The following is a 25,795-nucleotide window of genomic DNA, read 5'->3' on the forward strand; positions in this document are numbered from 1 at the left end:
CCATGCAGCGCTTCGTGCAGCTCGCGTTCGATCTGTTCGGTGCCGCCGAGCCCGAGCCCCCGCGCGAAGCGCCCGTCGCCACGCCGCCAGCCCCCGTCGTGTCGGTGGGCACCGATCACGCGCTGCCTCTGGCCGAGGTCTTTCAGCCCGGCACCTGGCACCACCCGCGCGCCAATCGCCTGGTGCGCCTGCGCGGCTGCGAGGTGGGCTACGAATTCCTGCGCGGCAAGCGCCGCACCATCGGCCTGAGTGTCGGCAATGAAGGCCTGAGCGTGCGCGCGCCGCGCTGGAGCACGCTGGGCGATGTCGAGGCCGTGCTGCAGGAAAAGGCCGGCTGGGTGCTCGACAAGCTGGCCGAGGCGCGCGAGCGCGCCGAACGCCAGGCCAGCTCCCGCATCCGCTGGGCCGACGGCACCGAGCTGCCGCTGCTGGGCGAAGCCGCGCGCCTGGTGCTCGACCCGGCGCATGGCTTTTCCGGTCGCGGCGGCGCCTTCGACGCGGCCACGCGCACGCTGAGCATCGGCCTGCCGCGCCACGCCAGCGAGGCGCAGATCCGCGACGCCGCGCAGGCCTGGCTCATGCGCCACGCGCGCGCCGTGTTCACGCAGCGGCTGGACCTCTTCGCACCGCGTGTGGGCGTGCAGTGGACGAAGCTGAGCCTGTCCAACGCCGACACGCGCTGGGGCAGCGCCAGCGCCGACGGGCGCATCCGCCTCAACTGGCGGCTCATTCACCTGTCGATGGACATGATCGACTACGTGGTGGTGCACGAGCTGAGTCACCTGCACCACATGGACCACAGCCCGCGCTTCTGGGACGTGGTGGCCAGCGTGATGCCCGACCACGCCGAGCGCCGCCGCGCGCTCAAGGACGCGGCGCTGCCCCTCAGCGAAGGCTGAAGCGCCAGACGCCGTCGTCGCCGCGCGTGCGGGCCAGCGTGCCCGCGTGCCACAGGCGGTTCATGTGCGCCACCGCTTCGCCCATGGCGAAGGTGGTCTGGTGCAGGTCCAGCTGGCGCTGGAACAGCACGGGCAGCGCGTCGAAGGCGCTCAGCGGCTTTTCCCGGCAGGCGGCGACCAGCTCGGCCAGGCGCTCCTCGTGGTGCGTGTGCAGCTGCTGGATGCGCTCGTGCAGGCCGGTGAACGGGCGGCCGTGCGAGGGCAGCACCAGCGTGTCCGGCGGCAGCGGCAGGAACTTGTCGATGGAGTCGAGAAAGAGTTTGAGCGAATCCGCCTCGGGCTCCTGCTCGTAGACGCTCACGTTGGTGGAGATGCGCGGCAGCACCATGTCGCCACTGATCAGCAGCTTCAGCGCCTCGCACCACAGGGCGATGTGCTCGGGCGCGTGGCCGTAGCCGCTGATGCAGCGCCAGTCGTGGTCGCCGATGCGCACCACCAGGCCGTCGATCAGGCGACGCGACTGCGCCGGCACGGCCGGCACCAGGTTCGGGTAGTAGCCCGCGCGCGCCCGCACCTTGTGCACGCTCTCGGGGTCCAGCAGGCCGTGGCTGGCGAAATAGGCCGCCGCCGCATCGCCGCCGAAGCCGGTGGTGGTCTGCGTCCCCAGGCGCGCCATCACGTAGTCGGTGGCGCTGATCCAGAGCCGGCAGTTCCACTTCTCGCACAGCCAGTGCGCCAGACCGATGTGGTCCGGGTGCATGTGCGTCACGATGACGCGCAGCACGGGCAAGCCATCGAGTTCGTGCTGGAACACCTGCTCCCACTGCGCCTTCGCCTCGTCGCGCGCGATGCAGCAATCCACCACCGTCCAACCCTCGCGCCCGTCCAGCGTGTCGCGCAGCAGCCAGAGGTTGATGTGGTCCAGCGCGAAGGGCAGGGTCATGCGGATCCACTTCACGCCGGCAGCCACTTCCAGCGCGCGGCCGGCCTCGGGCAGGGCGGTCCCCAGTGGGTAATGCAGTCGGGCTTCGAGCTGGTCGCGGGTAAGGCTCATGGCGTGGGGGGACGATTTCAGTAAGATGCGCGCGCCTTGACGTTGACGTAAACGTCAAGAAAAGGGCATTCTACGGAGCCCACGCATCCGCACCTGTCCGTCACCCGACACCGACCTCGGCACATGGCCACCAACCCCACCTACACCATCAGCGACCTGGCGCGTGAATTCGACCTGACCACGCGCGCCATCCGCTTCTACGAAGACGTGGGCCTGCTGCAACCGCTGCGCGAAGGTCCCGGTGGTCGCAACCGCGTCTACAGCGCGCGCGACCGCACGCGGCTCAAGCTCACGCTGCGCGCCAAGCGCCTGGGCCTCTCGCTCACCGAAGCGCGCGACATCATCGACATGTACGACAGCCCGCGCGACACGGGGCCGCAGCTGCGCAAGTTCCTCGCCGTGCTGGCCGAACACCGCCGCCAGCTCGAGGAGCAGATGGCCGATCTGGTGGCCAACCTGGACGAGGTGAAGACGCACGAGAAGGAGGCGCGCGCCCTGCTCAACAAGATCGAGCGAAAGGGCGCCTGAGCCGTTTCGGCCCGCCCGACCGTCGGTTTGACGTTTACGTAAACGTCAACCTAGAATCCGGGGCTGTCCAGTCTTTCGGCCCTCGCGGCCCGCACCGATGAGCACCCCCTTCCAGGCACAGGACCCGAACTTCGAGGCGCGCGTGCGCGACAGTTTTGCGCGCCAGGCCGCCATGGACACGCTGGGCGCCACCCTCGCCGAGGTGGCGCCGGGCCGCGTGGTCATCACGCTGCCCTGGGCCGCGCACCTCACGCAACAGCACGGCTTCCTGCACGCCGGCATGGTGTCCACCGCGCTCGATTCGGCCTGCGGCTACGCAGGTTTCTCGCTCATGCCCGCCGAGGCGGCCGTGCTCACCATCGAATTCAAGATCAACCTGCTCGCGCCGGCGCAAGGCGAGTCCTTCCGCATGGTCGGCACCGTCATCAAGCCCGGGCGCACCGTTACCGTGGCCGAGGGCCAGGCCTACGCCCTGCACCAGGGCAAGGAAAAGCTCGTGGCCACCATGGGCTGCACCCTCATGACCGTGCTCGGCCGCGAGAACGTGCGCGGCTGATCCCCACACACCATCGACACCAGGAGACACCCCATGACCTCATTGCCCGGCCTGAACTTCCAGCTCGGCGACGACATCGACGCGCTGCGCGACGCGGTGCGCGACTTCGCGCAGGCCGAGATCGCGCCACGCGCGGCCGAGATCGACCGCAGCGACCAGTTCCCCATGGACCTGTGGCGCAAGATGGGCGAACTGGGCGTGCTCGGCATCACCGTGCCCGAGGCCTACGGCGGCGCCAACATGGGCTACCTCGCCCACATGGTCGCCATGGAAGAGATCAGCCGCGCCAGCGCCTCGGTGGGCCTGAGCTACGGCGCGCACTCCAACCTCTGCGTCAACCAGATCAAGCGCAATGGCAACGACGCGCAGCGCCAGAAGTATTTGCCCAAACTCATCAGCGGCGAACACGTCGGTGCGCTGGCCATGAGCGAACCCGGCGCCGGCTCCGACGTCATCAGCATGAAGCTCAAGGCCGAGGACAAGGGCGGCTACTACCTGCTCAACGGCAGCAAGATGTGGATCACCAACGGCCCCGACGCCGACACGCTCGTGGTCTACGCCAAGAGCGAGCCCGAACTGGGTGCCCGCGGCGTCACGGCCTTCCTGATCGAGAAGGGCATGAAGGGCTTCAGCATTGCGCAGAAGCTCGACAAGCTGGGCATGCGCGGCAGCCACACCGGCGAGCTGGTGTTCCAGAACGTGGAGGTGCCAGCCGAGAACATCCTGGGCGGCCTCAACAACGGCGCCAAGGTCCTGATGAGCGGGCTCGACTACGAGCGCGCCGTGCTCACCGGCGGCCCGCTGGGCATCATGCAGGCGGTGATGGACAACGTGATCCCCTACATTCACGACCGCAAGCAGTTCGGCCAGAGCATCGGCGAGTTCCAGCTCATCCAGGGCAAGGTGGCCGACATGTACACCGTGCTGCAGGCCGCGCGCAGCTTCGCCTACACCGTGGCCAAGAACCTGGACATGCTGGGCAGCGAGCACGTGCGACAGGTGCGCAAGGACTGCGCCTCGGTGATCCTGTGGACCGCCGAAAAGGCCACCTGGATGGCCGGCGAAGGCGTGCAGATCTTCGGCGGCAACGGCTACATCAACGAGTACCCGCTGGGCCGCCTGTGGCGCGACGCCAAGCTCTACGAGATCGGCGCCGGCACCAGCGAGATCCGGCGCATGCTGATCGGCCGCGAGCTGTTTGCCGAAACCATGTGAAGGCGCGGGCGTCTCGCGGGCACGACAATCCATCCCCATGAACGACGATCTCCAACACCTGCTCGACCACAACCGGCGCTGGGCGGCCCAGGTCGAGGCCGAGCGCCCCGGCTTCTTCACCAGGCTCTCGCAGCAGCAGAGCCCGCGCTACATGTGGATCGGCTGCTCCGACAGCCGCGTCCCGGCCAACCAGATCACCGGCCTGGACCCGGGCGAGGTCTTCGTGCACCGCAACGTGGCCAACGTCGTGGTGCCCACCGACCTCAACTGCCTGTCCACCGTGCAGTTCGCGGTCGACGTGCTCAAGGTCGAGCACCTGATGGTGGTGGGCCACTACGGGTGCGGTGGCGTGCTGGCCGCGCTGCGCGACACCCGCGTGGGCCTGGCGGACAACTGGCTGCGCCACATCAAGGACGTGCGCGACAAGCACGCCGTCCTGCTGGCCGGCCTGCCGGAGGCGCAGCGCCACGACGCGCTGTGCGAATTGAACGTGATCGAACAGGTGATGAACACCGTGCAGACCACCGTGCTGCAGGACGCCTGGGACCGTGGGCAGAACGTCACGCTGCACGGCTGGGTGTATGGCCTCAAGGACGGCCTGCTGCAAGACCTGTTCATGACCGTGCGCGGCAACGACGACCTTGACCAGGCCTACCGCAAGGCCGTGGCCGAGGTCGGCTCGCGCCAGCGCTGAACCCGAACCCTCTCAGAACCAGGAGCACTCCATGTCCGACCCCATCGTCATCCTCGGCGCCGCGCGCACGCCCATGGGCGCCTTCCAGGGCGACTTCACCGCGCTGGCCGCGCACGACCTCGGCGGTGCCGCCATCAAGGCCGCCATCGAACGCAGCGGCGTCGATCCGAAAAGCGTCGACGAGGTGCTGTTCGGCAACTGCCTGATGGCTGGCCAGGGGCAGGCGCCCGCGCGCCAGGCCGCACTCAAGGGCGGATTGCCGCTGTCCACCGGGGCCGTCACGCTGTCCAAGATGTGCGGTTCGGGCATGAAGGCCACGATGCTGGCGCACGACATGCTCATGGCCGGCAGCGCGCGGGTGATGGTGTCGGGCGGCATGGAGAGCATGACCAACGCCCCCTACCTGCTGCAGAAGGCCCGCGGCGGCTACCGCATGGGCCACGACAAGATCTTCGATCACATGATGCTCGACGGCCTGGAAGACGCTTACGAACCCGGCCGCAGCATGGGCACCTTCGGCGAGGACTGCGCCGCCAAGTACAGCTTCACGCGCGAGCAGCAGGACGCCTTCGCCACCGCGTCCGTGTCGCGCGCCAAGGCCGCCACCGACAGCGGCGCCTTCGCGAAGGAAATCACCCCCGTCACCGTGAAGGACCGCAGCGGCGAGCGCGTGGTCTCCATCGACGAGGGCCCGGGCAAGATCAAGCTCGACAAGATCCCGGCGCTCAAGCCCGCGTTCAAGAAGGACGGCACCATCACGGCAGCCTCCAGCTCCTCCATCAACGACGGCGCCGCTGCCCTGGTCCTGGCCAAGGAATCCACCGCGAAGACGCTGGGCGCCAAGCCGATCGCGCGCATCGTGGGCCACACCACGCACGCGCAGGAGCCCAACTGGTTCACCACCGCGCCCGTCTACGCCACGCAGAAGCTGCTGGCCGCCACCGGCTGGAAGGTGGAGGACGTGGACCTGTGGGAGGTGAACGAGGCCTTCGCCGTGGTGCCCATGGCCCTGATGGCCGAGCTCAAGGTGTCGCACGACAGGCTCAACGTCAACGGCGGCGCCTGCGCGCTGGGCCACCCCATCGGCGCCAGCGGCGCGCGCATCCTCGTCACGCTCATCCACGCGCTGCAGGCGCGCGGCGGCAAGAAGGGCGTGGCCACGCTGTGCATCGGCGGCGGCGAAGCCACCGCCATGGCCATAGAACTGATCTGATCGGCGCACCGTGGCCACGGTCCTCGTCATCGGCGCGTCGCGCGGCATCGGCCTCGAATTCGTGGGCCAGTACCGCGAGGCGGGTGATCGTGTGATCGCCACGGCGCGCGACGACGCCGGCCTCGCGCGTCTGCGCGACCTCGGCGCCGAGGCCTTGCGTGTGGACGTGGCCGACCCCGCCAGCGTGAGCGGCCTGGCCTGGCAGCTCGATGGCGAGAAGCTCGACGTGGCCCTGTACGTGGCCGGTGTGTTTCCGCAAGGCAGCGCCGCGTCGCCGCCCACGCGCGAGGCCTTTGACCACGCCATGCACGCCAACCTGCTGGGCGCCATGCAGGTGATCCCGCAGGTGGCGCCGCTGGTGGAGGCCGCGCGCGGCCGCTTCGCCTTTCTCTCCAGCGCNNGACTACCCCGAGGCCGTCCTCGTCGCCCTCTCGCCTGGCTGGGTGCAGACCGACATGGGCGGTGCCTCGGCCCCGCTCACGCCCGAGCGCAGCGTGGCGGACATGCGCCGCACGATCGCGCGCCTCACGCCCCGCGAAGGCGGCCGCTTCATCGACCACGACGGCCGGCCCTTCGACGGCTGGTGAATCGAGGCTCCCATGATCCAGACCCTCGAACAGTTGCGCAGCCTCTACGCCGCCCCGGGCGAACGGGCGCGGCTCAAGCAGCTGTCGCACGTCGACATACACGCGCGCCGCTTCATCGCGCTCTCGCCCTTCTGCGTGCTCGCCAGCGGCGGGGCCAATGGGCGTCTGCTCGATGCTTCGCCGCGCGGCGGTGATCCGGGCTTCGTCAAGGTGCTCGACGACCACACCCTGCTCTTCCCCGACTCGGGCGGCAACAACCGGCTCGATACGCTGGAGAACCTGCTCGCCGACCCGCGCCTGTCGCTGATCTTCCTGCTGCCCGGCGTGGATGAGACCCTGCGCGTCAATGGCCGCGCGCGCCTGCGCGACGAGGCCGAATTCGTCGACCGCTTCGCGCAGGAGCGCCAGCGTCCGAAGCTCGTGATCGAGATCGCCGTGCAAGAGCTTTACCTGCACTGCGCCAAGGCCTTCATGCGGTCGCGGCTCTGGACGCCCGAGACCTGGCCCGACCGCGCCGGCCTCCCCAGCATGAACCAGATGATTCGCGACCAACTGGGCGCCCACCTGGTGCTGGAGAGCGAGGAGGCGACCCGGGCGCGCTACCTCGCACAACTGGCGCAGGAACGAACCCCCGACAAGGATTGAGCATGCTGCTGAGCACCGACCAGGAAGCCATCCGCGAGGCCGTGCGCGCCTTCGCCCAGGCCGAGCTCTGGCCCCACGCCGCAAAGTGGGACAAGGAACACCACTTTCCGAAAGACGCGCACCGGGGCCTCGCCGAGCTCGGCGCCTATGGCATCTGCGTGCCCGAAGCGCTGGGCGGTGCTGGCCTGGACTACGTGACCCTGGCTGTCGTGCTCGAAGAAATCGCGGCCGGCGATGGCGGCACCAGCACGGCCATCAGCGTGACCAACTGCCCCGTCAACGCCATCCTCATGCGCTACGGCAACCCGCGGCAGCAGGAGCGCTGGCTGCGCCCGCTCGCGGCCGGGCAGATGCTGGGTGTGTTCTGCCTCACCGAGCCACACGTGGGTTCCGACGCTTCGGCCTTGCGCACCACGGCGGTCAAGCAGGGCGGCGACTACGTGCTCAATGGCGTCAAGCAATTCATCACCAGCGGCAGGAACGGCCAGCTCGCCATCGTGATCGCGGTGACCGACAAGGCCGCAGGCAAGCGCGGCATGAGCGCCTTCGTGGTGCCCACCGACACGCCGGGCTACGTGGTGGCGCGGCTGGAGGACAAGGTCGGCCAGCACAGCAGCGACACCGCGCAGATCAACTTCGAGAACTGCCGCATTCCGGCCGAGAACCTCATTGGCGAGGAGGGTGAGGGCTACCGGATCGCCTTGTCGGCGCTGGAGGGCGGGCGCATCGGCATCGCGGCCCAGAGCATCGGCATGGCGCGCAGCGCCTTCGAGTGCGCCGTGGCCTACGCCAAACAGCGCGAAAGCTTCGGCCAGCCCATCTTCAACCACCAGGCGGTGGGCTTTCGTCTGGCCGAGATGGCCACGCAGATCGAGGCGGCGCGAGCGCTCACCCACCACGCGGCGGCGCTGCGCGACGCCGGCCGGCCCTGCCTGAAGGAAGCCGCCATGGCCAAGCTGTTCGCCAGCGAAATGGCGGAGAAGGTGTGCAGCGACGCCATCCAGGTGCACGGCGGCTACGGCTACGTGAACGACTTTCCGGTCGAGCGCATCTAGCGCGACGTGCGCGTGTGCCAGATCTACGAGGGCACCTCGGACGTGCAGAAGATCCTGATCCAGCGCGCATTGGCTTGAGTCGACGATGCCTGCGGCGCGCGGGCCGATCGAGGATGCCGCGGATCCGGCTCCGCCGGTCCGCAGGCATCGCCCCCTGGGGGGTGACGCCGCAGGCGGCGCGGGGGGTACCATTTCCACATGAACATCATCATCCTCGGGGCGGGCCGTGTGGGTGAGAGCGTGGCCGAGAGCCTGGTCTCCGAGCAAAACGACATCACCGTCATCGACCTGGACCCGGCCCGCCTGCGCGAGCTCGAGGACCGACTCGACCTGCGCGGCGTGGTCGGCAACGGCATCCAGCCCTCGGTGTTGCGCGACGCTGGCGCCAAGGACGCGGACATGGTCATCGCCTGCGCCGCGATGGACGAGACCAACCTCGTGGTCTGCAAAGTGGCGCACGACGTTTTCAATGTGCCCACCACCATTGCGCGCCTGCGCTCGCCTGAATTCGCCGAAGGCGACGAACTGCTCTCGCAGACCGGCTTCTCCGTCAGCCACGTGCTGTGCCCCGAAGAATCGGTCACGGGCTATATCCGTCAGCTCATCAGTTACCCCGAGGCCCTGCAGGTGCTGGAGTTCGCCGGCGGCCGCGCCAGCCTGATCGCCGTGCGCGCCAACCACGGCGGCTCCCTCGTGGGCCACACCATCGGCGAATTCCGCGAGCGCTACACGCGCTGCGAGATGCGCGTGGTCGCGCTGTACCGGCTCGACACCGAGATGGAGGCCACGCCGTCCACGCGCATCCTCGCGGGCGACGAGATCTTCGTGCTGGCCGACACCGACAAGATCCGCGACGTGCTCTCGGCCATCCACAACATCGACAAGCCCGTGCAGCGCGTGATGATCGCCGGGGGCGGCAAGGTGGGCCTGCGCCTGGCGCGCAGCCTGGTCGGCCAGTGCGAGGTGAAGCTGCTCGAGCGCGACAAGAAGCGCTGCGAGTACCTGGCAAGCCAGTTGCCGTCGAGCATGCTGATCCTGCAGGGCGATGGCGCCGACGAGGACCTGCTGGAGGAGGAAAACGTCGGCCAGATGGACATGTTCCTTGCGCTCACCAGCGACGACGAGGACAACATCATGTCGGCCATGCTCGCCAAGCGCCTCGGCGCCGGACGCGTGATGGCGCTCATCAACCGCCGCGCCTACGCCGACATGATGCAGGGCAGCACCATCGACATCGCCATCTCGCCTTCGCAGGCGGTCATCGGCGAGCTGCTCACCCACATCCGACGCGGCGACGTGGCGGCCGTGCACAGCCTGCGGCGCGGCGCGGCCGAGGCCTTCGAGGGCATCGCGCGCGGCGACGTGAAGACCAGCAAACTCGTGGGCCGCCGCATCGAGGAAGTGAAGTTGCCCAAGGGCGCTCGCATTGGCGCCCTCGTGCGCGGTGAGGGGCGCAATTCCGAGGTGTTGATGCCGCACCACGACCTGCTGATCGAGGACGGCGATCACCTCATCCTGTTCATTCCGCACAAGCGCCTGGTGCGCGAGGTCGAAAAGCTGTTCCAGGTGAGCGCCACCTTCTTCGGCTGAGCGTCGAGCGACCATGCAATCCCTCTGGCTGCCCGTTCTCTCGGTCTTTTCCCGCGTGCTGCTGGCGTTTTCGCCGGCCTTCCTGGTGCCCATGGCCTGGGCCTGGTTCCTCGACCAGGAGCACCACGTGCTGATCTGGGCCTTCGGCTTCGCGGCGGCCGTGCTCAGTGGCTGGCTGCTGTCGCTGGCCACTCGCCACCACCGACGCGAGCTGCTGCCGCGCGACGGATTCCTGCTGGTGAACCTGGTCTGGCTGGTGCTGCCGGCCTACGCGGCGGCGCCGCTCGTCTACGCCGTGCCCGAGCTGAGCCTGAGCAAGGCGTACTTCGAGGCCATGAGCGCGCTCACCGCCACGGGCGCCACCGCCATCTCTGGGCTGGATCTGCTGCCCGTGTCCATCAACGTCTGGCGCTGCTTCCTGCAGCTCATCGGTGGCCTGGGCATCATGCTGCTGGTGGTGGCCATCCTGCCGCTGCTGGGCCTGGGTGGCATGCAGCTGTACCGGGCCGAGACGCCGGGGCCCATGAAGGACACCAAGTTCACGCCACGCATCGCCGAGACGGCTCGCGGCCTCTGGGGCGTTTACGCGCTGTTCGCCGGCGCTTGCATGCTGGCCTACCGCTGGGCCGGCATGAGCTGGGCCGACGCCTTCATGCACATGTGCACCACCATGGGCCTGGGCGGACTCTCCCCCTACGACGGCAGCATCGGCCACTTCGATTCGGCGCGCGTCGAATGGGTGGCCACCGCCTTCATGACCATGGCGGGCATCAGCTTCCTGCGCTATTTCGTGATGATCAAGCGCCGTTCGCTGCGGCCCATCATCGGTGACCGCGAGATCCGGACCTACCTCGTGGTGCTTGTCCTGGCCATCGCCGTGGTGACCTTGCTGTTGCTGGTGAACGGCGTGTACACGGACGTGGGCACCGCACTGCGCAGCGCGGCGTTTCATGTGGTGTCCGTGGCCACCACGACGGGCTACTCGTCCGCCGACTACGCGCAGTGGCCGGTGTTTGCACCGGTGCTGCTGATCTTCCTCGGCTGCTTCGCCTCCTGCGCGGGATCGACGGGGGGCGGCATCAAGATGGTCCGCATGGTGCTGCTGATCAAGCAGGCACGGCGCGAGCTGGTGCGCATCATTCACCCGCGCGTGGTGAACCCGGTGACGCTGGCCGGCGGCGTGGTGCCGCCGCAGGTGATGAATGCGGTGCTGGGCTACATGCTCATCTATGGCGCCGCCACCGTGGGCCTGACGATGGCGCTGCTGCTGAGCGGACTGGACATCGTCACCGCGTTCTCGGCCGTGATCGCCACCGTCAACAACATCGGTCCCGGCCTTGGCTTGGTGGGGCCGTCGAGCAACTACGGCGTGTTGAACGACGGCCAGATCTGGGTGCTGAGCTTCGCGATGTTGCTGGGCCGGCTGGAGTTCCTCACGGTCCTCGTTCTCTTCACCGGCCACTTCTGGAAAAAGTGACGCTCAGTCCCGTGCGGGGATGTTGAGGCCGCGCTGCACCGCAGGCCGTGCAGCGAAGGCGTCGAGCACGCGCTGGACTTCGGGGAAGTCGCTGAAGCCGACGATCTCGCCGGCACCGTAGAAGCCCACGAGGTTGCGCACCCAGGGAAAGGTGGCGATGTCGGCGATGGTGTACTGGTCGCCCATGATCCAGCGCCGGCCCTTCAGGTGCTGGTTCAGCACGGCCAACAGGCGCTTGCTCTCGTTCACGTAGCGGTCGCGCGGGCGCTTGTCCTCGAAGTCCTTGCCGGCGAACTTGTGGAAGAAGCCGAGCTGGCCGAACATGGGGCCGATGCCGCCCATCTGGAACATCAGCCACTGCAGGGTCTCGTAGCGCTCGCTGGTGCCGGCGGGCATCAGCTGCCCCGTCTTGCTGGCCAGGTAGACCAGGATGGCGCCCGATTCCCACAGCGCGATCGGCTTGCCCTCAGGGCCGTTCGGGTCGATGACGGCGGGGATCTTGTTGTTCGGGTTGAGCGAGAGGAACTCGGGCGAGAACTGGTCGTTGGTGTCGAAGCGCACCAGGTGCGGCTCGTACGGCAGGCCGGTTTCTTCCAGTGCAATGGACACCTTCACGCCGTTGGGCGTGGGCAGCGAGTAGAGCTGCAGGCGGTCGGGGTGGCGGGCGGGCCACTTCCTGGTGATGGGAAAGCTGTCGAGGGCGCTCATGGGTTCTCCTTTTTGGTTGGCGCGCATTGTGCGGCCCGCCCCGTGTGGCCCCAGGGTTTGCAGGGACATCGATAATCCGTTCTCTCTTGCGACCACCGATGCCTACTCCCACCAGCGAGCCCTGCCCCTGCGGGCGCGGCCCCGCCTTCGGCGCCTGCTGCGGCCGCTACCTTGGCACCGGCACGCCCGCCCCCGACGCCGANNGGCCACCTGGCACGCCAGCACGCGGCCCGTCTCGCTCGATCTCGAACCCGGCGTGAAGTGGCTCGGTCTGGAGGTGCGCGCGCACCGCGAGATCGACCCGGACCACGCCGAGGTGGAGTTCGTTGCGCGTTCGCGCGTCGGCGGGCGCGCCACCCGCCTGCACGAGCGCAGCCGCTTCGTGCGCGAGGGCGGGCACTGGTATTACCTGGACGGTGACTTCATCACGAAAGACAAGGCATGAGCTTCGACGCGGTTCTGTTTGATTGCGACGGCGTACTCGTCGACAGCGAGCCCATCACCAACGGCGTGCTGCGCGAATCGCTCGTCGAGGCCGGCTGGGCGATCACGCGCGAGGAATGCGAGCGCCTGTTCATCGGCCGCGCCGTGCGCGACCTGCGCGAACGCATCGAGACCGAGACCGGCAAGCCCTTCACCGATGCCTGGCTGCAGACCTTCTACACGCGCCGCAATGCGCGTCTCATGGCCGAGCTGCGGGCCATCGAGGGCGTGCACGACGCGGTGGCGCACCTGCACGCCTTCACGGGCGGACGCATCGCCTGCGCCTCGGGCGCCGACCGGCCCAAGGTGGTGATGCAGCTCGACAAGGTCGGCCTGTCCCGCTTCTTCGGCGACGCCGTCTTCAGCGGCCACGACCTGCCGCGCTCCAAACCCGCGCCCGACGTCTACCTGGCCGCCGCCGCGCACCTGGGCGTGGACCCGACGCGTTGTCTGGTCATCGAGGACACGGCACCCGGCGCCCAGGCCGGCCTGGCGGCGGGTGCCACCGTCTGGGGTTTCTGCACCCAAGGCCACGGCCGCGCTTTCGACGGCTTGCCGGTGGCGCGTGTGTTCCACCACATGCGCGAGTTGCGTCTCTGACGCCGCGCCTCAGTCGCCCCGCCAGATCCGCGAGGCGTCGACGTCCGCCAGCGTGCGGCAACCCGTCAGCGCCATGGCCATCTCCAGTTCCGCACGCAGCAGGTGCAACACGTGCGCCACGCCCGGTGCGCCGGCGGCGGCCAGGCCGTGCAGCACGGGCCGGCCCACCAGCACGGCCGAGGCGCCCAGGGCCAGGGCCTTGAATACGTCGGTGCCGCGGCGCACCCCGCCGTCCAGCAGCAGGGGCAGGCGCCCGGCGACGGCGCGCGCGATGGCGGGCAGGGCGACGATGGTGGCGGGCACGGTGTCGAGCACGCGCCCGCCGTGGTTGGAAACGATCACGCCGGCCAGGCCTTCGTCGGCCGCGCGTGCGGCGTCTTCGGGCGAGAGCACGCCTTTGAGCAGGATGGGCAGCACGGTCTGCTGGCGCAGCCAGGCGATGTCGCGCCAGGTGAGGGCGGTGTCCACCAGCGGGCTGCCGAACAGCGGCGGCGTACCGGGCGGCGCGGTATGCGGCGGCAGGCTGTGGGCGCCCTGCAGGTTCACCGCACTCAGCCCGGGCGGCAGCGCGAAGCCGGAGCGCTGCTCGCGGTTGCGCGTGCCGCTCACGGGGGCATCCACCGTCACCACCAAGGCGCGGTAGCCGGCCGCTTCCACGCGATGCACCAGTTCGCGGGTGAAGCCGCGGTCGTGCTGCACGTAGAGCTGGAACCACAGCGGCACCTTGGCCTGGCGCGCCAGCGACTCCAGCGGCAGGCCGGCCTGTGTGCTCACCACCATGCCCGCGCCCAGGGCCGATGCCGCGAGCACGGTGGCCATTTCGCCGTCGGGGTGCGCCAGCTGCTGGTAGGCCACGGGGGCCACGAAGACCGGGTGGTCGAAGGCCTGGCCCAGCAGGGTGAGCCGTGTGTGGCCGCCGGCCAGATCGGCCAGCACGCGCGGCGCCAGGCGCAGGCGCTGGAAGGCGGCCTGGTTCTCGCGCACGGTGATCTCGTCGGCCGCACCGCCCTGCAGCCAGGACCAGGCGGCCTGCGTCATGCGCTCGCGCGCCAGGGGCTCGTAGTCGCTGACGGCGGCCACCTCGGGCGGGATGCGCGTCAGGGGCGGCTTCAGGTGTTCGCCCATTGGCGCAGCAGGTTGTGGTACACGCCGGTGAGCTTGTCCAGCGAGGGGTGGCCGGGGGTGTCGCGCGCGAGCTGCTGGATGGCGGTGTCCAGTTCCAGCATCAGCGCGCGCTGGCTGTCGTCGCGCACCAGGCTCTGGATCCAGAAGAAGGACGCCAGCCGCACACCGCGCGAGACCGGCGTGACATGGTGCAGGCTGGTGCCGGGGTAGAGCACCAGGTCGCCCGCCGCCAGCTTGGCGCTGTGCTGGCCGAAGCTGTCCTGCACGGTCAGTTCGCCACCCTCGTACTCGTGCGGTTCGCTGAAAAACAGGGTGGCCGACAAGTCGCTGCGGATGCGGTGCGGCGTACCCGGCACGCTGAAGATGGCCGCGTCCACATGCGCGCCGTACTGGCCGCCGCCCTGGTAGCGGTTGAAGCGCGGCGGCAGCACCTTCAGCGGCAAGGCGGCCGACATGAAGAGGGGGTGCTGAGCCAGGGCCTGCAGGATCAGGTCGCCCACCTGCCGTGCCGCGGGCTGGTCGTCGCCGAGCTGCTGGTTGTCCTTGACCTTCGCGGCGAGGTGGCCGGCGGTGGCGCGGCCGTCGGTCCAGTCGGCCGTCTCCAGCAGTTGGCGGCACTGGCGCACCTGCTCGGGCGTCAGCACCTGGGGAATGCGCAGCATCATGGGCGTCGTGGACCTTGATCGAATGAGAACGATTCCCGATTGTGAGGCCATCGGCTCATCGCCGCCGCCACTCCCCCGGCGACTGCCCCGTCCAGGCGCGGAACGCGCGGATGAAGCTCTTCTCGTTGCGGAACCCCGCCGCCTCGGCCACCTGCTTGATCGGGCGGTCGGTGCGCAGCAGCCACTGGCTAGCGCGCTCGCGCCGCACCTCGTCCTTCAGCGCCTGCAGGCTGGCGCCTTCCTCTTTCAGTTGCCGGTGCAGCGTGCGGGCCGAGGTGTGCAGCAGGGCGGCCAGGTCGTCGGCGTTGTGCGTGTCCAGCGGCTGGCTGGCCAGCAACTGGCGCACGCGTTGCACCAGCAGGCGGTCGCGCCGGTAGGAGCGCACCGTCAGCGGCAGCGCGCGCTGCAGCAACTGGCTCATGGCCGCTTCGTCGCGGCGCAGCGGCAGCGCCAGGTAGCGCGCGTCGAAGGCGATCGCACCCTCGTCGGTGCCGAAGCGGGCCGGGGCGTCGAACAGCACCGGGTAGGCGTCGACGTGCGGCGGTGGCGCATAGGGGAAGCGCGCCTCCAGCAGCGGGATGCGCGAGTCCACGAACCAGGCCGCCAGGCCATGGATGTTGCGCAGCACCGAGACCACGCACAGCTCGGTGAGCGGGCCCGGGTCGTGGTGCAGGCGCAGCACGATCTCGGCGCGTTCGCCGCTGGTCTCCACGTTCAGCGCGACGGCCTCGGCCAGCAGCCCGTGGTGGCGGCACCAGCGCTTGAGCGCCACGCCCAGCGTGGGCGCCGACAAGGAGGCCCGCCCCAGCAGCCCGTAGCTGCCCCAGGGCAGGGCGCGCTCGAAGCAGCCCAGGGCCTCGTCGTCCAGCTCGCGCATGGCGGCGTACGACACGGCCTCCATCTGCGCGGCCGTGATGCGCGCGCGCGGATCGTTCAGGTCGGCTGGCGGAATTTGTGCCTGAGCCAGCGCGTTCGACGGGTCCATCCCGCGCGCCCGGTAGGCCAGCGCCATGGCCTTGACGAGCGCCATGGGCGTGAGGGCGGGGCCCTGCAGCAGATCGGGGTTGTCGGTGGCCACCGCAGGAGTGTGCCAGCAAGCCACCGAAGTGGCGCGATTTGCAACCGCCTTGGCGCCCGGCCCCTTGCGCCCCGGGTGTACCCTCCCCCCTCGTTCGCCCACACAAGACGAGACCGGCCATGTCCATCCTGGAGACCAAACTCAACCCCCGATCGGCCGACTTCCAGGCCAACGCCGAGGCCATGCGCGCCCAGGTGGAGGACCTGAAGGTCCAGCTCGCCAAGGCCGCGCAAGGCGGCGGCGAGGCCGCGCGCGCCAAGCACGTCAAGCGCGGCAAGCTGCTGCCGCGCGACCGCGTGCAGATGCTGCTGGACCCGGGCACGCCTTTCCTGGAACTGGCTCCCCTGGCCGCGCACGGCATGTACCACGGCGACGCGCCCTGCGCCGGCCTGATCGCCGGCATCGGCCGCGTCAGCGGGGTCGACTGCCTCATCGTCTGCAACGACGCCACGGTGAAGGGCGGCACCTACTACCCGATGACGGTGAAGAAGCACCTGCGCGCGCAGGAGATCGCCATGCAGAACCACCTGCCCTGCATCTACCTGGTGGACTCGGGCGGCGCCAACCTGCCCAACCAGGACGAGGTCTTCCCCGACCGCGAGCACTTCGGCCGCATCTTCTACAACCAGGCCAACATGAGCGCGCAGGGCATCCCGCAGATCGCGGTGGTCATGGGCTCGTGCACGGCCGGTGGCGCCTACGTGCCCGCCATGAGCGACGAGACCATCATCGTCAAGAACCAGGGCACCATCTTCCTGGGTGGCCCGCCGCTGGTGAAGGCCGCCATCGGCGAGATCGTGAGCGCCGAAGACCTGGGCGGCGGCGACGTGCACACGCGCCTCTCGGGCGTGGCCGATCACCTGGCGCAGAACGACGCGCACGCCATCGCGCTGGCGCGCCAGGCCGTGGCCACGCTCAACCACCGCAAGGAGGTGGCGCAGGCGCTGATCGAGCCGCGCGCGCCCAGGTACGCGCCGGAGGAAATCTACGGCGTCATCCCCACCGACACGCGCAAGCCGTACGACGTGCGTGAGGTCATCGCGCGCCTGGTGGACGGCTCGGCGTTCCACGAGTTCAAGGCGCGCTACGGCGCCACCCTGGTCTGCGGCTTCGCGCACATCGAGGGCATGCCCATCGGCATCGTGGCCAACAACGGCGTGCTGTTCTCGGAGAGCGCGCTGAAGGGCGCGCACTTCATCGAGCTGTGCGGCCAGCGCAAGGTGCCGCTGCTGTTCCTGCAGAACATCACCGGCTTCATGGTGGGCCGCAAGTACGAAAGCGAAGGCATCGCGCGCCACGGCGCCAAGATGGTGACGGCCGTGGCCACGGTGCAGGTGCCCAAGTTCACCGTCATCATCGGCGGCAGCTACGGCGCGGGCAACTACGGCATGTGCGGGCGCGCCTACAGCCCGCGCTTTCTCTGGATGTGGCCCAACGCGCGCATCAGCGTCATGGGCGGCGAGCAGGCCGCGAGCGTGCTGGCCACCGTCAAGCGCGACGGCATCGAGGCCAAGGGCGGATCCTGGAGCGCGGAGGAAGAGGCGAAGTTCAAGCAGCCCCTGCTCGACCAGTTCGCGCACCAGTCGCACCCGTACTTCTCCAGCGCGCGCCTGTGGGACGACGGCGTGATCGACCCGGCCGACACGCGCCGCGTGCTGGCCCTGGCCATGTCGGCCACGCTGAACGCGCCGATCGGCGAGCCGAAATTTGGTGTGTTCCGCATGTGATGTGTATGATTTCGCATTTTCATACACATCAAAGGTGGGTCGCATGCGAACGAACATCGATATCGACGATGACTTGATGGCCGCCGCCATGGAGGCGGGCGGCTTCAAGACCAAGAAGGAGGCGGTCGAAGAAGGCTTGCGGCTCGTGCGTCGCCGCAAGGTGTACGACGGCTTGCTGGCCTTGCGCGGCAAGCTCCAGTGGGACGACTCCGACGAGGGCTGGGCGCAGGCCCTTGAAGAGGGCGCCCCCACACTCACGGTGCAAGAGCCGGTGCCGTCCTATGCCGCAACTGGCAAGGCCGCCTCTGCGGGTAAGGCCCAACCGGCGAAGCCAGGCAAGGCCTCGGCCCGCGCGCGGAGCAAGCGCCCATGATCCTGGTGGATTCCAGCGTCTGGATCGACTTCTTCCGGGGCGGGCACAGCGCACCGTCACTGGTGTTGGCGCAATGCCTGGGCGATTCCAGCCGGGAGCTCGGCATGCCCGACCTCGTCCTGTTCGAGGTGATGCGGGGATTCCGGAGCGGCCCTCTGATGCGGGAGGCGCAGGCCTTGATGGGCGCCTTGCCGCAGGTGGAGATTGGCGGTGCGGACAACGCACTGCAGGCCGCCGAACACTACCGCCGCCTGCGCGCCAAGGGGCGCACCGTTCGCAGCCCCATCGACGTGCTGCTGGCGAGCTACTGCATGACGCACGGTCACGTGCTGCTGCACCGAGACGCCGACTTCGAGTCGCTCAAGGACCTGGGAGGCCTGGACACATGGCCGCACTGAGCCCCTGGCGTGGCCACTTCCTCACGTTCGCGCGCTACCACGCCTGGGCCACGCGGCGCCTGCTGGACGCGGTGGCGCCCTTGAGCGACGAGGCCTACCGCCGCGACGTCGGCCTGTTCTTCAAAAGCGTGCACGGCACGCTGAACCACCTGCTGGTGGGCGAGACCTTGCTGTGGTTCCGCCGCTTCGCGCACGGCGAATCTCCCGCGCTCAAGCTGGACATGGAGGCCGAGCCCGACCGCGCGCGGCTCGCGCAGGCGGTGCTGGATGGCGCGATGGCCTGGGAAGCGGCCATCTCGGCCTGGCCGGCCGAGCGCTTCGATGGCCGCATCCGCTACACCCGAATGACGGGCGCCGTGGTGGGCCTGCCGTTCGCGCCGACCCTGGCCCATGTGTTCAACCACGCCACGCACCACCGCGGCCAGATCACGGCGGCGCTCACCCTGCTCGGGCAGCCCGGTCCCGAGCTCGACCTCGTGTACTTCCTGCAGATGCAGGAAGCCCAGACCGGCTGAAGCCGGCGCCACCATGGAGACAAGCCCTTGGACACCACGATCTACGACACCCCCGAACACCAGACCCTGCGCGAGCAGGTGGCGCGTTTCATCGCGCGCGAGGTGGAGCCGCACGCCCAGGCCTGGGAAGAGCGCGGCATGGTGCCGCGCGAGGTGCTGCGCCGCATGGGCCAGGCCGGCCTGCTGGGCATCGCCTTCGAAGGCGAATACGGTGGCGGCGACGCGGACGCGCTGACCAACCTCGTGTTCGCCGAGGCGCTGTCGCAAAGCACCTTCGCGGGCTTCGTCATCACCGTGCTGGTGCACACCGACATGGCCGGTCCGCACCTGCACCACGCCGGCAACGCCGCGCAGAAAGCGAAGCACTTGCCCAAGGTCTGCGCAGGCGAGTCGATCTGCGCGGTGGCCATCACCGAGCCCGGCGCGGGCTCCGACGTCGCCGGCATACGCACGCGCGCCGTGCGCGACGGCGACGACTGGGTCATCAACGGCACCAAGATGTTCATCACCAACGGCGTGCACGCCGACCTCTACTTCGTCGCGGCCAAGACCGGACCGGGCAAGCGCGAGGTCTCGATGTTCATCGTCGAGAAAGGCACGCCCGGCTTCACCGTGGGCCGCGCCCTGCACAAGACGGGCTGGCTCAGCTCCGACACCGCCGAGCTGGTGTTCGACAAGGTGCGCGTGCCCGCGGCCAACCTGCTGGGCGAGGAGGGCAAAGGCTTCTACGCCGTCATGAAGAACTTCCAGACCGAGCGCATTGCCCTGGGCGCCATGGCCGTGGGCCACTGCCAGCGCGCTTTGCAGCTCACGCTGGACCACGTGCGCCAGCGCCAGGCCTTCGGCGGGCCGCTGTGGGACCAGCAAGTCATCCGCCAGCGCCTGTCCATGCTCGACGCCAAGGTGCGCGCGGCCCGGCAGTTCATGTACCACTGCGCCTGGGCCGTCACGCAAGGCAAAGACATCGTGCAGGACGTGTCCATGCTCAAGGCCCTCACCGGCGAGCTGGTGAACGAGGTGGTGCAGACCTGCCAGCAGTTCCACGGCGGCATGGGCTTCATCCGCGAGACGGCGATCGAACGCCTGTGGCGCGACGCGCGCGTGCTGGCCATCGGCGGCGGCGCGACCGAGGTGATGCTGGAAGAAGTGGCAAAGAGGTATTGAGATGAGCGACGTGATCGATGTGTCCCGCCCCTGCGCCCACGTGGCGCGCGTGTGGCTCAACCGCCCCGACGTGCGCAACGCCTTCAACGACGAGGTGATCGCCGCGCTCACGCGCACCTTCGAATCCCTGTCGCAGGACAAGGACCTGCGCGTGGTGGTGCTCGGCGCGCACGGCAAGGCCTTCTGCGCCGGCGCCGACCTGAACTGGATGAAGGCCATGGCCGGCTACTCGTGGGACGAGAACCGCGCCGACGCGCAGCGCCTGGCCGACATGCTCTGGACCCTGGACCAGTGCCCCGTGCCCGTGGTGGGCCGTGTGCAGGGCGACTGCTACGCCGGCGGCATGGGCCTGGCGGCCATCTGCGACGTGCTGGTGGCCGTGGAGGGCGCGACGTTCTGCCTGTCCGAAGCGCGCCTGGGCCTGCTGCCCGCCACCATCAGCCCCTACGTCATCCGCGCGATGGGCGCACAGGCCGCGCGCCGCTACATGGTCACGGCCGAGCGCTTCAGCGCCGCGCAGGCGCATGCGCTGGGCATGGTGCACGAACTGGCCACGCCCGACACGCTGGATGCCCAGGTCGACGAGATCGTCACCACGCTCGTGAACAACGGTCCCGCCGCCGCACGCGCCTGCAAGGCCCTGGTGCGCGACGTGGCGGGCCAGCCGCTCACCGCCGAACTGCGCGCCGACACCGCGCGCCGCATCGCCGACATCCGCGCCAGCGACGAAGGCCGCGAAGGCCTGGCCTCCTTCCTGAACAAGCGCGCGCCCAACTGGTTGTGAGATGAAGCACCCCCCGCGCCGCTTCGCGGCTCCCCCCTCTCTCGCCTGCGGCGGGAGTGGGGCGCACCCAGAGGCCTGGCAAAGCCAGTTCCTCGGGAGCCCTGGAGGCAACGCGACATGAATCACGCGCTGCAGTCCCTGGGCACCCCCGAGCTGCTGGCGCTGGCCGCCGCGCTGGGCTGGGCCAGTGGCCTGCGCCTGTACCTGGTGGTCTTCCTCACCGGCCTGGCGGGCTGGCTCGGATGGCTGCCGCTGCCCCCGGGCCTGCAGGTGCTGCAGCACCCCGCGCTGCTGGGCGCCAGCGGCTTCATGCTCTTCATCGAGTTCTTCGCCGACAAGATCCCCTGGGTCGATTCCGTGTGGGACCTGGTCAACAGCGTGATCCGCGTGCCCGCGGGTGCCGCGCTGGCGGCCGGCGCGCTCGGCGCCGACAGCGCCACCATGGCGCTGACCGCCGCGCTGCTGGGCGGCACCCTGGCCGCCACCAGCCAGGCCGCCAAGACCAGCACGCGCGCGGCGGCCAATGCCTCGCCCGAGCCCTTTTCCAACCTGGGCCTGAGCCTGCTCGAGGACGGCCTGGTCGTTGGCGCCCTGTGGCTGGCCACGCAGCATCCCCTGGTGTTCGCCGTCTTGCTGGTGATGGCCGTGCTGGCCATGTGGGCCCTCACCTGGCTGCTGTTCAAGTTCTTCCGCGCGGCCTGGCGCCGCGCATTCCCCGCGCTCCCGAAGGAAAGCTGAGATGTTCAACAAGATCCTCATCGCCAACCGCGGCGAAATCGCCTGCCGCGTCGCCGCCACCGCGCGCCGCCTGGGTGTCAGAACCGTCGCCGTGTATTCCGACGCCGACGCGCGCGCCAAACACGTCGCGGCCTGCGACGAAGCCGTGCACATCGGCGGTTCCGCGCCCAAGGAGAGCTACCTGCAGTGGGAGCGCATCATCGCGGCCGCCCAGGCCACCGGTGCGCAGGCCATCCACCCCGGCTACGGCTTCCTCAGCGAGAACGAGGCCTTCGCCGACGCCTGCGCGAAGGCCGGCCTGGTGTTCATCGGCCCGCCCTCGTCGGCCATCGAGGCCATGGGCCTCAAGGCCGAATCCAAGCGCCTGATGGAAAAGGCCGGCGTGCCGCTGGTGCCCGGCTACCACGGCACCGACCAGGACCCGGCCCTGCTGCAGCGCGAGGCCGACCGCATCGGCTACCCCGCGCTCATCAAGGCCAGCGCGGGCGGCGGCGGCAAGGGCATGCGCGTGGTCGAGAAGAGCGAGGACTTCGCCGCCGCGCTGGCGAGCTGCCAGCGCGAGGCGCGCAACAGCTTCGGCAGCGACGCGGTGCTGATCGAGAAGTACGTGCAGCGCCCGCGCCACATCGAGATCCAGGTGTTCGGCGACACGCACGGCAACTGCGTCCACCTGTTCGAGCGCGACTGCTCGGTGCAGCGGCGCCACCAGAAGGTGCTGGAGGAAGCGCCCGCGCCCGGCATGACGCCCGAACTGCGCCAGCGCATGGGCGAGGCGGCGGTGGCGGCGGCCAAGGCCGTGAACTACGTGGGCGCCGGCACGGTGGAATTCATCGTCGAGCAGCCCGAAGGCTACGACCACCCCGAGGCCATGCGCTTCTATTTCATGGAGATGAACACGCGCCTGCAGGTGGAGCACCCGGTGACGGAAGCCATCACCGGCCTGGATCTGGTGGAGTGGCAGTTGCGCGTGGCCGGCGGCGAGCCGCTTCCGTTGCAGCAGCACGAGCTGCGCATGAACGGCCACGCCATCGAGGCACGCATCTGCGCCGAGAACCCGGACAACCAGTTCCTACCCGCCACCGGCACGCTGCGTGTCTACCGCAAGCCGGCGCACGCGGCCTTCGAACGCGGCGTGGTGCGCGTCGACGACGGCGTGCGCGAGGGCGATGCCATCAGCCCCTTCTACGACTCCATGATCGCCAAGCTCATCGTGCACGGCGACACCCGCGAGCAGGCGCTGGCGCGCCTGGATGCCGCGCTGGCCGAGACGCGCATCGTGGGCCTGGCCACCAACGTGCAGTTTCTGCGGCACGTGGTGGGCAGCGAGTCCTTCGCCAAGGCGCGGCTCGACACGGCCTTGATTCAACGCGAGTCGGCCGTGCTGTTCCAGCAGGACCGCGTGGGCACGCCCACGGCCGTGGCCGCTGCCGTGGCACAGACCCTGCTCGGCGAGCGCGCGCTCGAAGGCGCCGACCCCTTCTCCCGTCGCGATGGCTTCCGCTCGCACGGCCTCACCACGCGCCGCTTCGATTTCGAGCTGGCCGGTGCCACCTTGCAGGCCACGCTCACCTATGGCCGCGACGGTGCGCTCACGCTTGCGCTGGGTGACGTGCAGGGCCCGCTGCTGATCGAGCCCCTGGACGACGGACGCTTCGACCTGCAGTTCGCCGGCCGCCGCGACACCGTGCAGACCTGGACCACCGGCGAGACCGTGCACGTGTTCACCGCGCGCGGCGCCACCAGCCTGGTCGAGATCGACCTGCTGGCCCATGCGGGCGAAGGCGAGGGCGAGGGCGGGCGCCTCACCGCGCCCATGCCGGGCAAGGTGGTGTCCTTCGCCGTGAAGGCCGGCGACGCGGTGAAGAAGGGCCAGGCGCTGGCGGTGATGGAGGCCATGAAGATGGAGCACACCATCGCCGCGCCGGCCGACGGCACCGTGGCCGAGCTGCTGTACGCCCCCGGTGACCAGGTGGCGGAGGGCGCGGAACTGCTGAAGCTGGCCGGCGCGTGACAGGGCCGCGCCCCGCGCCCGCGTAAGCTCGCCGCCATGCACATCACCGTCTGCGTCAGCCAACAGAAACCCGAACCCTGGCAGCAGGGCCTTCAGGCCGCCTTCCCCGACGCCACCGTCAGCGTGTGGCAGCCCGGCACACCCGCCGCCGACTACGCCGTGGTCTGGGCGCCGCCTCAGGCCTTCTTCGACGAACAGCCCGGCCTGAAGGCCGCGTTCAACACCGGTGCTGGCGTGGACGCGCTGCTCAAGCTGCGCGTCGCGCCGGGCACGCGCATCGTGCGGCTGGACGACGCCGGCATGTCGGTGCAGATGGCCGAGTTCGCCTGCCACGCGGTGATCCGCCATTTCCGCGAGCTCGACGGCTACGAGGCCGACGTGCGCGAGGGGCGCTGGAGCTACCGCAAGCCGCGCGCCCGCGCCGACTACCCGGTGGGCGTGATGGGCCTGGGCGTGCTCGGCGAGCGCGTGGCGCGCGCGCTCACGGTGTTCGACTTTCCGGTGCACGGCTGGAGCCGCACGCCCAAGGCCATCCCGGGTGTCACCGGCCACGCGGGCGACGCGCAGTTCGACACCTTCCTGTCGAGCTGCCGTGTGCTCATCAACCTGCTGCCGCTCACACCCGAGACCGAGAACATCCTCAACCGCCGCACCCTGGGTCTGCTGCGGCCCGGCGGCTACCTGATCAACCTCGCGCGCGGCGCGCACCTGGTGGACGATGACCTGCTGGACTTGCTGGACAACGGCCACCTGGCCGGCGCCACGCTCGACGTTTTCCGCACCGAACCCCTGCCCGCCGGGCATGGTTTCTGGAAGCACCCGAAAATCACGGTCACGCCGCACACCTCGGCCCGCACCCTGCGCGAGGAGAGCATCGAGCAGATCGCCCGCAAGATTGCCGCGCTGGGTCGCGGTGAATCCGTCGCTGGCGAAGTGGACCGCCAGCGCGGCTATTGAAAAGGACATCGCCATGAACACGCTCCCCAATCGCGTCAAGCTCGTCGACGTCGGCCCGCGCGACGGCCTGCAGAACGAGAAGCAGCCCGTGCCCGCCGCGGTCAAGATCGAACTCGTGCACCGCCTGCAGGCCGCCGGCCTGAGGGAGATCGAAGTCACCAGCTACGTGAGCCCCAAGTGGGTGCCGCAGATGGCCGACAACCATGAGGTGATGCAGGGCGTGCGGCGCCAGAGCGGCGTGCGCTACTCGGTGCTCACGCCCAACATGAAGGGCTTCGAGGCGTCCCTGGCCGACCGGCCCGACGAGATCGTGGTCTTCGGCGCCGCCAGCGAGGCCTTCAGCCAGAAGAACATCAACTGCAGCATCGCCGAAAGCATCGAGCGCTTCGCGCCGGTGGTCGAGGCGGCCAAGGCCAAGGGCATCGCCGTGCGCGGCGCCATGAGCTGCACCGTGGGTTGCCCTTACGAGGGCGAGGTCCCGCCCTCGCGCGTGGAGTACCTGGCGGGCCTGATGAAGGGCATCGGCGTGGAGCACGTGGGCGTGGCCGACACCATCGGCGTGGGCACGCCGAAGAAGGTGCAGGCCGCCTTCGACGCCACGCTCAAGCACTACGACATCGATTCCGTCTCGGGCCACTTCCACGACACCTACGGCCAGGCCGTGGGCAACACCCTGGCCGCGCTGGAGATGGGCGTGTGGCAGTTCGACGCCTCGGTCGCCGGCCTGGGCGGCTGCCCCTACGCCAAGGGCGCCACCGGCAACGTCGCCACCGAGGACGTGGTCTACATGCTGCACGGCATGGGCATCGACACCGGCATCGACCTCGACGCGCTGATCGACGCCGGCGCCTACATCAGCGAACAGTTGGGCCGGCCCACCAACTCGCGCGTGGCGCGCGCGGTGCTGGCCAAGCGCAAGGCTTGAGCCAGGCGCGGGGCCGACCTAGAATCCTTAC

25 protein-coding genes and 3 pseudogenes are annotated in these 25,795 nt (G+C 69.5%); 23 read left to right on the forward strand and 5 right to left on the reverse strand.

Going from position 1 to position 25,795, the window contains the following annotated elements; translation table 11 throughout:
• Window positions 1-2 precede the first annotated feature (2 nt).
• A complete protein-coding gene (locus GTO19_RS10630; protein WP_291020907.1) occupies window positions 3-899 on the forward strand; it encodes a M48 family metallopeptidase in 897 nt (298 codons plus the stop codon).
• Here GTO19_RS10630 and GTO19_RS10635 read toward each other — a convergent pair.
• Window positions 886-1,953, reverse strand: a complete 1,068-nt coding sequence (locus GTO19_RS10635) for an MBL fold metallo-hydrolase (protein WP_291020908.1) — start codon at window positions 1,951-1,953, stop codon at window positions 886-888. The genes GTO19_RS10630 and GTO19_RS10635 overlap by 14 nt on opposite strands.
• A 123-nt stretch (window positions 1,954-2,076) precedes the next feature.
• On the opposite strand from GTO19_RS10635, the gene GTO19_RS10640 reads away from it, so the two are divergent.
• The 10 genes and pseudogenes from GTO19_RS10640 to GTO19_RS10685 all read left to right on the forward strand — a co-directional run bounded on the left by GTO19_RS10640 (window position 2,077) and on the right by GTO19_RS10685 (window position 11,513).
• A complete protein-coding gene (locus tag GTO19_RS10640) occupies window positions 2,077-2,481 on the forward strand; it encodes a MerR family DNA-binding transcriptional regulator (protein WP_291020909.1) in 405 nt (134 codons plus the stop codon).
• 97 nt (window positions 2,482-2,578) lie between these two features.
• Complete coding sequence (locus GTO19_RS10645) at window positions 2,579-3,037, forward strand: PaaI family thioesterase (protein WP_291020910.1); 459 nt, start codon at window positions 2,579-2,581, stop codon at window positions 3,035-3,037.
• A 33-nt stretch (window positions 3,038-3,070) separates the two neighbouring features.
• Window positions 3,071-4,252, forward strand: a complete 1,182-nt coding sequence (locus GTO19_RS10650) for an isovaleryl-CoA dehydrogenase (protein ID WP_291020911.1) — start codon at window positions 3,071-3,073, stop codon at window positions 4,250-4,252.
• 37 nt (window positions 4,253-4,289) lie between these two features.
• The gene (gene can / locus GTO19_RS10655; protein WP_291020912.1) at window positions 4,290-4,946 is read left to right on the forward strand and encodes a carbonate dehydratase; all 657 of its coding nucleotides are present in this window, start codon (window positions 4,290-4,292) and stop codon (window positions 4,944-4,946) included.
• 31 nt (window positions 4,947-4,977) lie between these two features.
• Complete coding sequence (locus GTO19_RS10660; RefSeq protein WP_291020913.1) at window positions 4,978-6,159, forward strand: acetyl-CoA C-acyltransferase; 1,182 nt, start codon at window positions 4,978-4,980, stop codon at window positions 6,157-6,159.
• A gap of 10 nt (window positions 6,160-6,169) precedes the next feature.
• Window positions 6,170-6,746, forward strand: a pseudogene (locus tag GTO19_RS10665) (SDR family NAD(P)-dependent oxidoreductase).
• 12 nt (window positions 6,747-6,758) lie between these two features.
• Complete coding sequence (locus GTO19_RS10670) at window positions 6,759-7,391, forward strand: pyridoxamine 5'-phosphate oxidase family protein (RefSeq protein WP_291020914.1); 633 nt, start codon at window positions 6,759-6,761, stop codon at window positions 7,389-7,391.
• Window positions 7,392-7,393: 2 nt separating this feature from the next.
• Window positions 7,394-8,524: pseudogene (locus GTO19_RS10675) on the forward strand (acyl-CoA dehydrogenase family protein).
• Window positions 8,525-8,644: 120 nt separating this feature from the next.
• Entirely contained in the window at window positions 8,645-10,036 is a 1,392-nt protein-coding gene (gene trkA, locus GTO19_RS10680; protein ID WP_291020915.1) for a Trk system potassium transporter TrkA, read from the forward strand.
• Between the two features lie 13 nt (window positions 10,037-10,049).
• A complete protein-coding gene (locus GTO19_RS10685; RefSeq protein ID WP_291020916.1) occupies window positions 10,050-11,513 on the forward strand; it encodes a TrkH family potassium uptake protein in 1,464 nt (487 codons plus the stop codon).
• Window positions 11,514-11,516: 3 nt separating this feature from the next.
• On the opposite strand, the gene GTO19_RS10690 is transcribed toward GTO19_RS10685, so the two are convergent.
• Window positions 11,517-12,221, reverse strand: a complete 705-nt coding sequence (locus tag GTO19_RS10690) for a glutathione binding-like protein (RefSeq protein WP_291020917.1) — start codon at window positions 12,219-12,221, stop codon at window positions 11,517-11,519.
• A 98-nt stretch (window positions 12,222-12,319) separates the two neighbouring features.
• Between GTO19_RS10690 and GTO19_RS10695 the strand changes: the two are divergent.
• Window positions 12,320-12,666 (forward strand): annotated as a pseudogene (locus GTO19_RS10695) (YchJ family protein).
• Complete coding sequence (locus GTO19_RS10700) at window positions 12,663-13,304, forward strand: HAD family phosphatase (protein ID WP_291020918.1); 642 nt, start codon at window positions 12,663-12,665, stop codon at window positions 13,302-13,304. The pseudogene GTO19_RS10695 and the gene GTO19_RS10700 overlap by 4 nt, the downstream one beginning before the upstream one ends.
• Window positions 13,305-13,313: 9 nt before the next feature.
• Here the strand turns inward: GTO19_RS10700 and GTO19_RS10705 are convergent, their stop codons facing one another.
• The 3 genes from GTO19_RS10705 to GTO19_RS10715 are packed head-to-tail and all read right to left on the reverse strand — an operon-like array spanning window position 13,314 to window position 16,124.
• Window positions 13,314-14,429, reverse strand: a complete 1,116-nt coding sequence (locus tag GTO19_RS10705) for an alpha-hydroxy acid oxidase (RefSeq protein WP_291020919.1) — start codon at window positions 14,427-14,429, stop codon at window positions 13,314-13,316.
• Window positions 14,414-15,094 carry a Fe2+-dependent dioxygenase gene (locus GTO19_RS10710; protein ID WP_291020920.1) on the reverse strand — a complete coding sequence of 227 codons (681 nt, stop codon included), beginning with the start codon at window positions 15,092-15,094 and terminating at the stop codon, window positions 14,414-14,416. Before GTO19_RS10710 ends, GTO19_RS10705 begins: the two co-directional genes overlap by 16 nt.
• Window positions 15,095-15,149: 55 nt before the next feature.
• Entirely contained in the window at window positions 15,150-16,124 is a 975-nt protein-coding gene (locus GTO19_RS10715) for an AraC family transcriptional regulator (RefSeq protein ID WP_291020990.1), read from the reverse strand.
• A gap of 167 nt (window positions 16,125-16,291) precedes the next feature.
• Here GTO19_RS10715 and GTO19_RS10720 point away from each other — a divergent pair, with 167 nt between their 5' ends.
• From GTO19_RS10720 to GTO19_RS10765, 10 genes are all read left to right on the forward strand, one after another.
• Complete coding sequence (locus tag GTO19_RS10720; protein WP_291020921.1) at window positions 16,292-17,899, forward strand: carboxyl transferase domain-containing protein; 1,608 nt, start codon at window positions 16,292-16,294, stop codon at window positions 17,897-17,899.
• A 43-nt stretch (window positions 17,900-17,942) separates the two neighbouring features.
• Complete coding sequence (locus tag GTO19_RS10725; RefSeq protein WP_291020922.1) at window positions 17,943-18,272, forward strand: type II toxin-antitoxin system VapB family antitoxin; 330 nt, start codon at window positions 17,943-17,945, stop codon at window positions 18,270-18,272.
• Complete coding sequence (locus GTO19_RS10730) at window positions 18,269-18,670, forward strand: PIN domain nuclease (RefSeq protein WP_291020923.1); 402 nt, start codon at window positions 18,269-18,271, stop codon at window positions 18,668-18,670. Before GTO19_RS10725 ends, GTO19_RS10730 begins: the two co-directional genes overlap by 4 nt.
• Window positions 18,658-19,185: a DinB family protein gene (locus GTO19_RS10735; protein ID WP_291020924.1), complete on the forward strand. Its 528-nt coding sequence runs from the start codon at window positions 18,658-18,660 to the stop codon at window positions 19,183-19,185. The genes GTO19_RS10730 and GTO19_RS10735 overlap by 13 nt, the downstream gene beginning before the upstream one ends.
• A 27-nt stretch (window positions 19,186-19,212) precedes the next feature.
• Window positions 19,213-20,349, forward strand: coding sequence for an acyl-CoA dehydrogenase family protein (locus GTO19_RS10740; protein WP_291020925.1), 1,137 nt, complete (start codon window positions 19,213-19,215; stop codon window positions 20,347-20,349).
• 1 nt (window position 20,350) lies between these two features.
• On the forward strand, window positions 20,351-21,133 hold the full coding sequence (locus GTO19_RS10745; RefSeq protein WP_291020926.1) for an enoyl-CoA hydratase/isomerase family protein: 783 nt from the start codon (window positions 20,351-20,353) through the stop codon (window positions 21,131-21,133).
• A 117-nt stretch (window positions 21,134-21,250) separates the two neighbouring features.
• Window positions 21,251-21,871, forward strand: a complete 621-nt coding sequence (locus GTO19_RS10750) for a DUF4126 domain-containing protein (protein WP_291020927.1) — start codon at window positions 21,251-21,253, stop codon at window positions 21,869-21,871.
• A gap of 1 nt (window position 21,872) precedes the next feature.
• Window positions 21,873-23,882 carry an acetyl/propionyl/methylcrotonyl-CoA carboxylase subunit alpha gene (locus GTO19_RS10755; protein ID WP_291020928.1) on the forward strand — a complete coding sequence of 670 codons (2,010 nt, stop codon included), beginning with the start codon at window positions 21,873-21,875 and terminating at the stop codon, window positions 23,880-23,882.
• A gap of 36 nt (window positions 23,883-23,918) precedes the next feature.
• Window positions 23,919-24,839 (forward strand): glyoxylate/hydroxypyruvate reductase A, encoded by a 921-nt coding sequence (locus GTO19_RS10760; protein ID WP_291020929.1) that lies wholly within the window; start codon window positions 23,919-23,921, stop codon window positions 24,837-24,839.
• Between the two features lie 13 nt (window positions 24,840-24,852).
• Window positions 24,853-25,764, forward strand: coding sequence for a hydroxymethylglutaryl-CoA lyase (locus GTO19_RS10765; RefSeq protein ID WP_291020930.1), 912 nt, complete (start codon window positions 24,853-24,855; stop codon window positions 25,762-25,764).
• Window positions 25,765-25,795: the final 31 nt, after the last annotated feature.

This window comes from Hydrogenophaga sp., from assembly GCF_011772445.1.
Lineage (GTDB): Bacteria > Pseudomonadota > Gammaproteobacteria > Burkholderiales > Burkholderiaceae_C > Hydrogenophaga.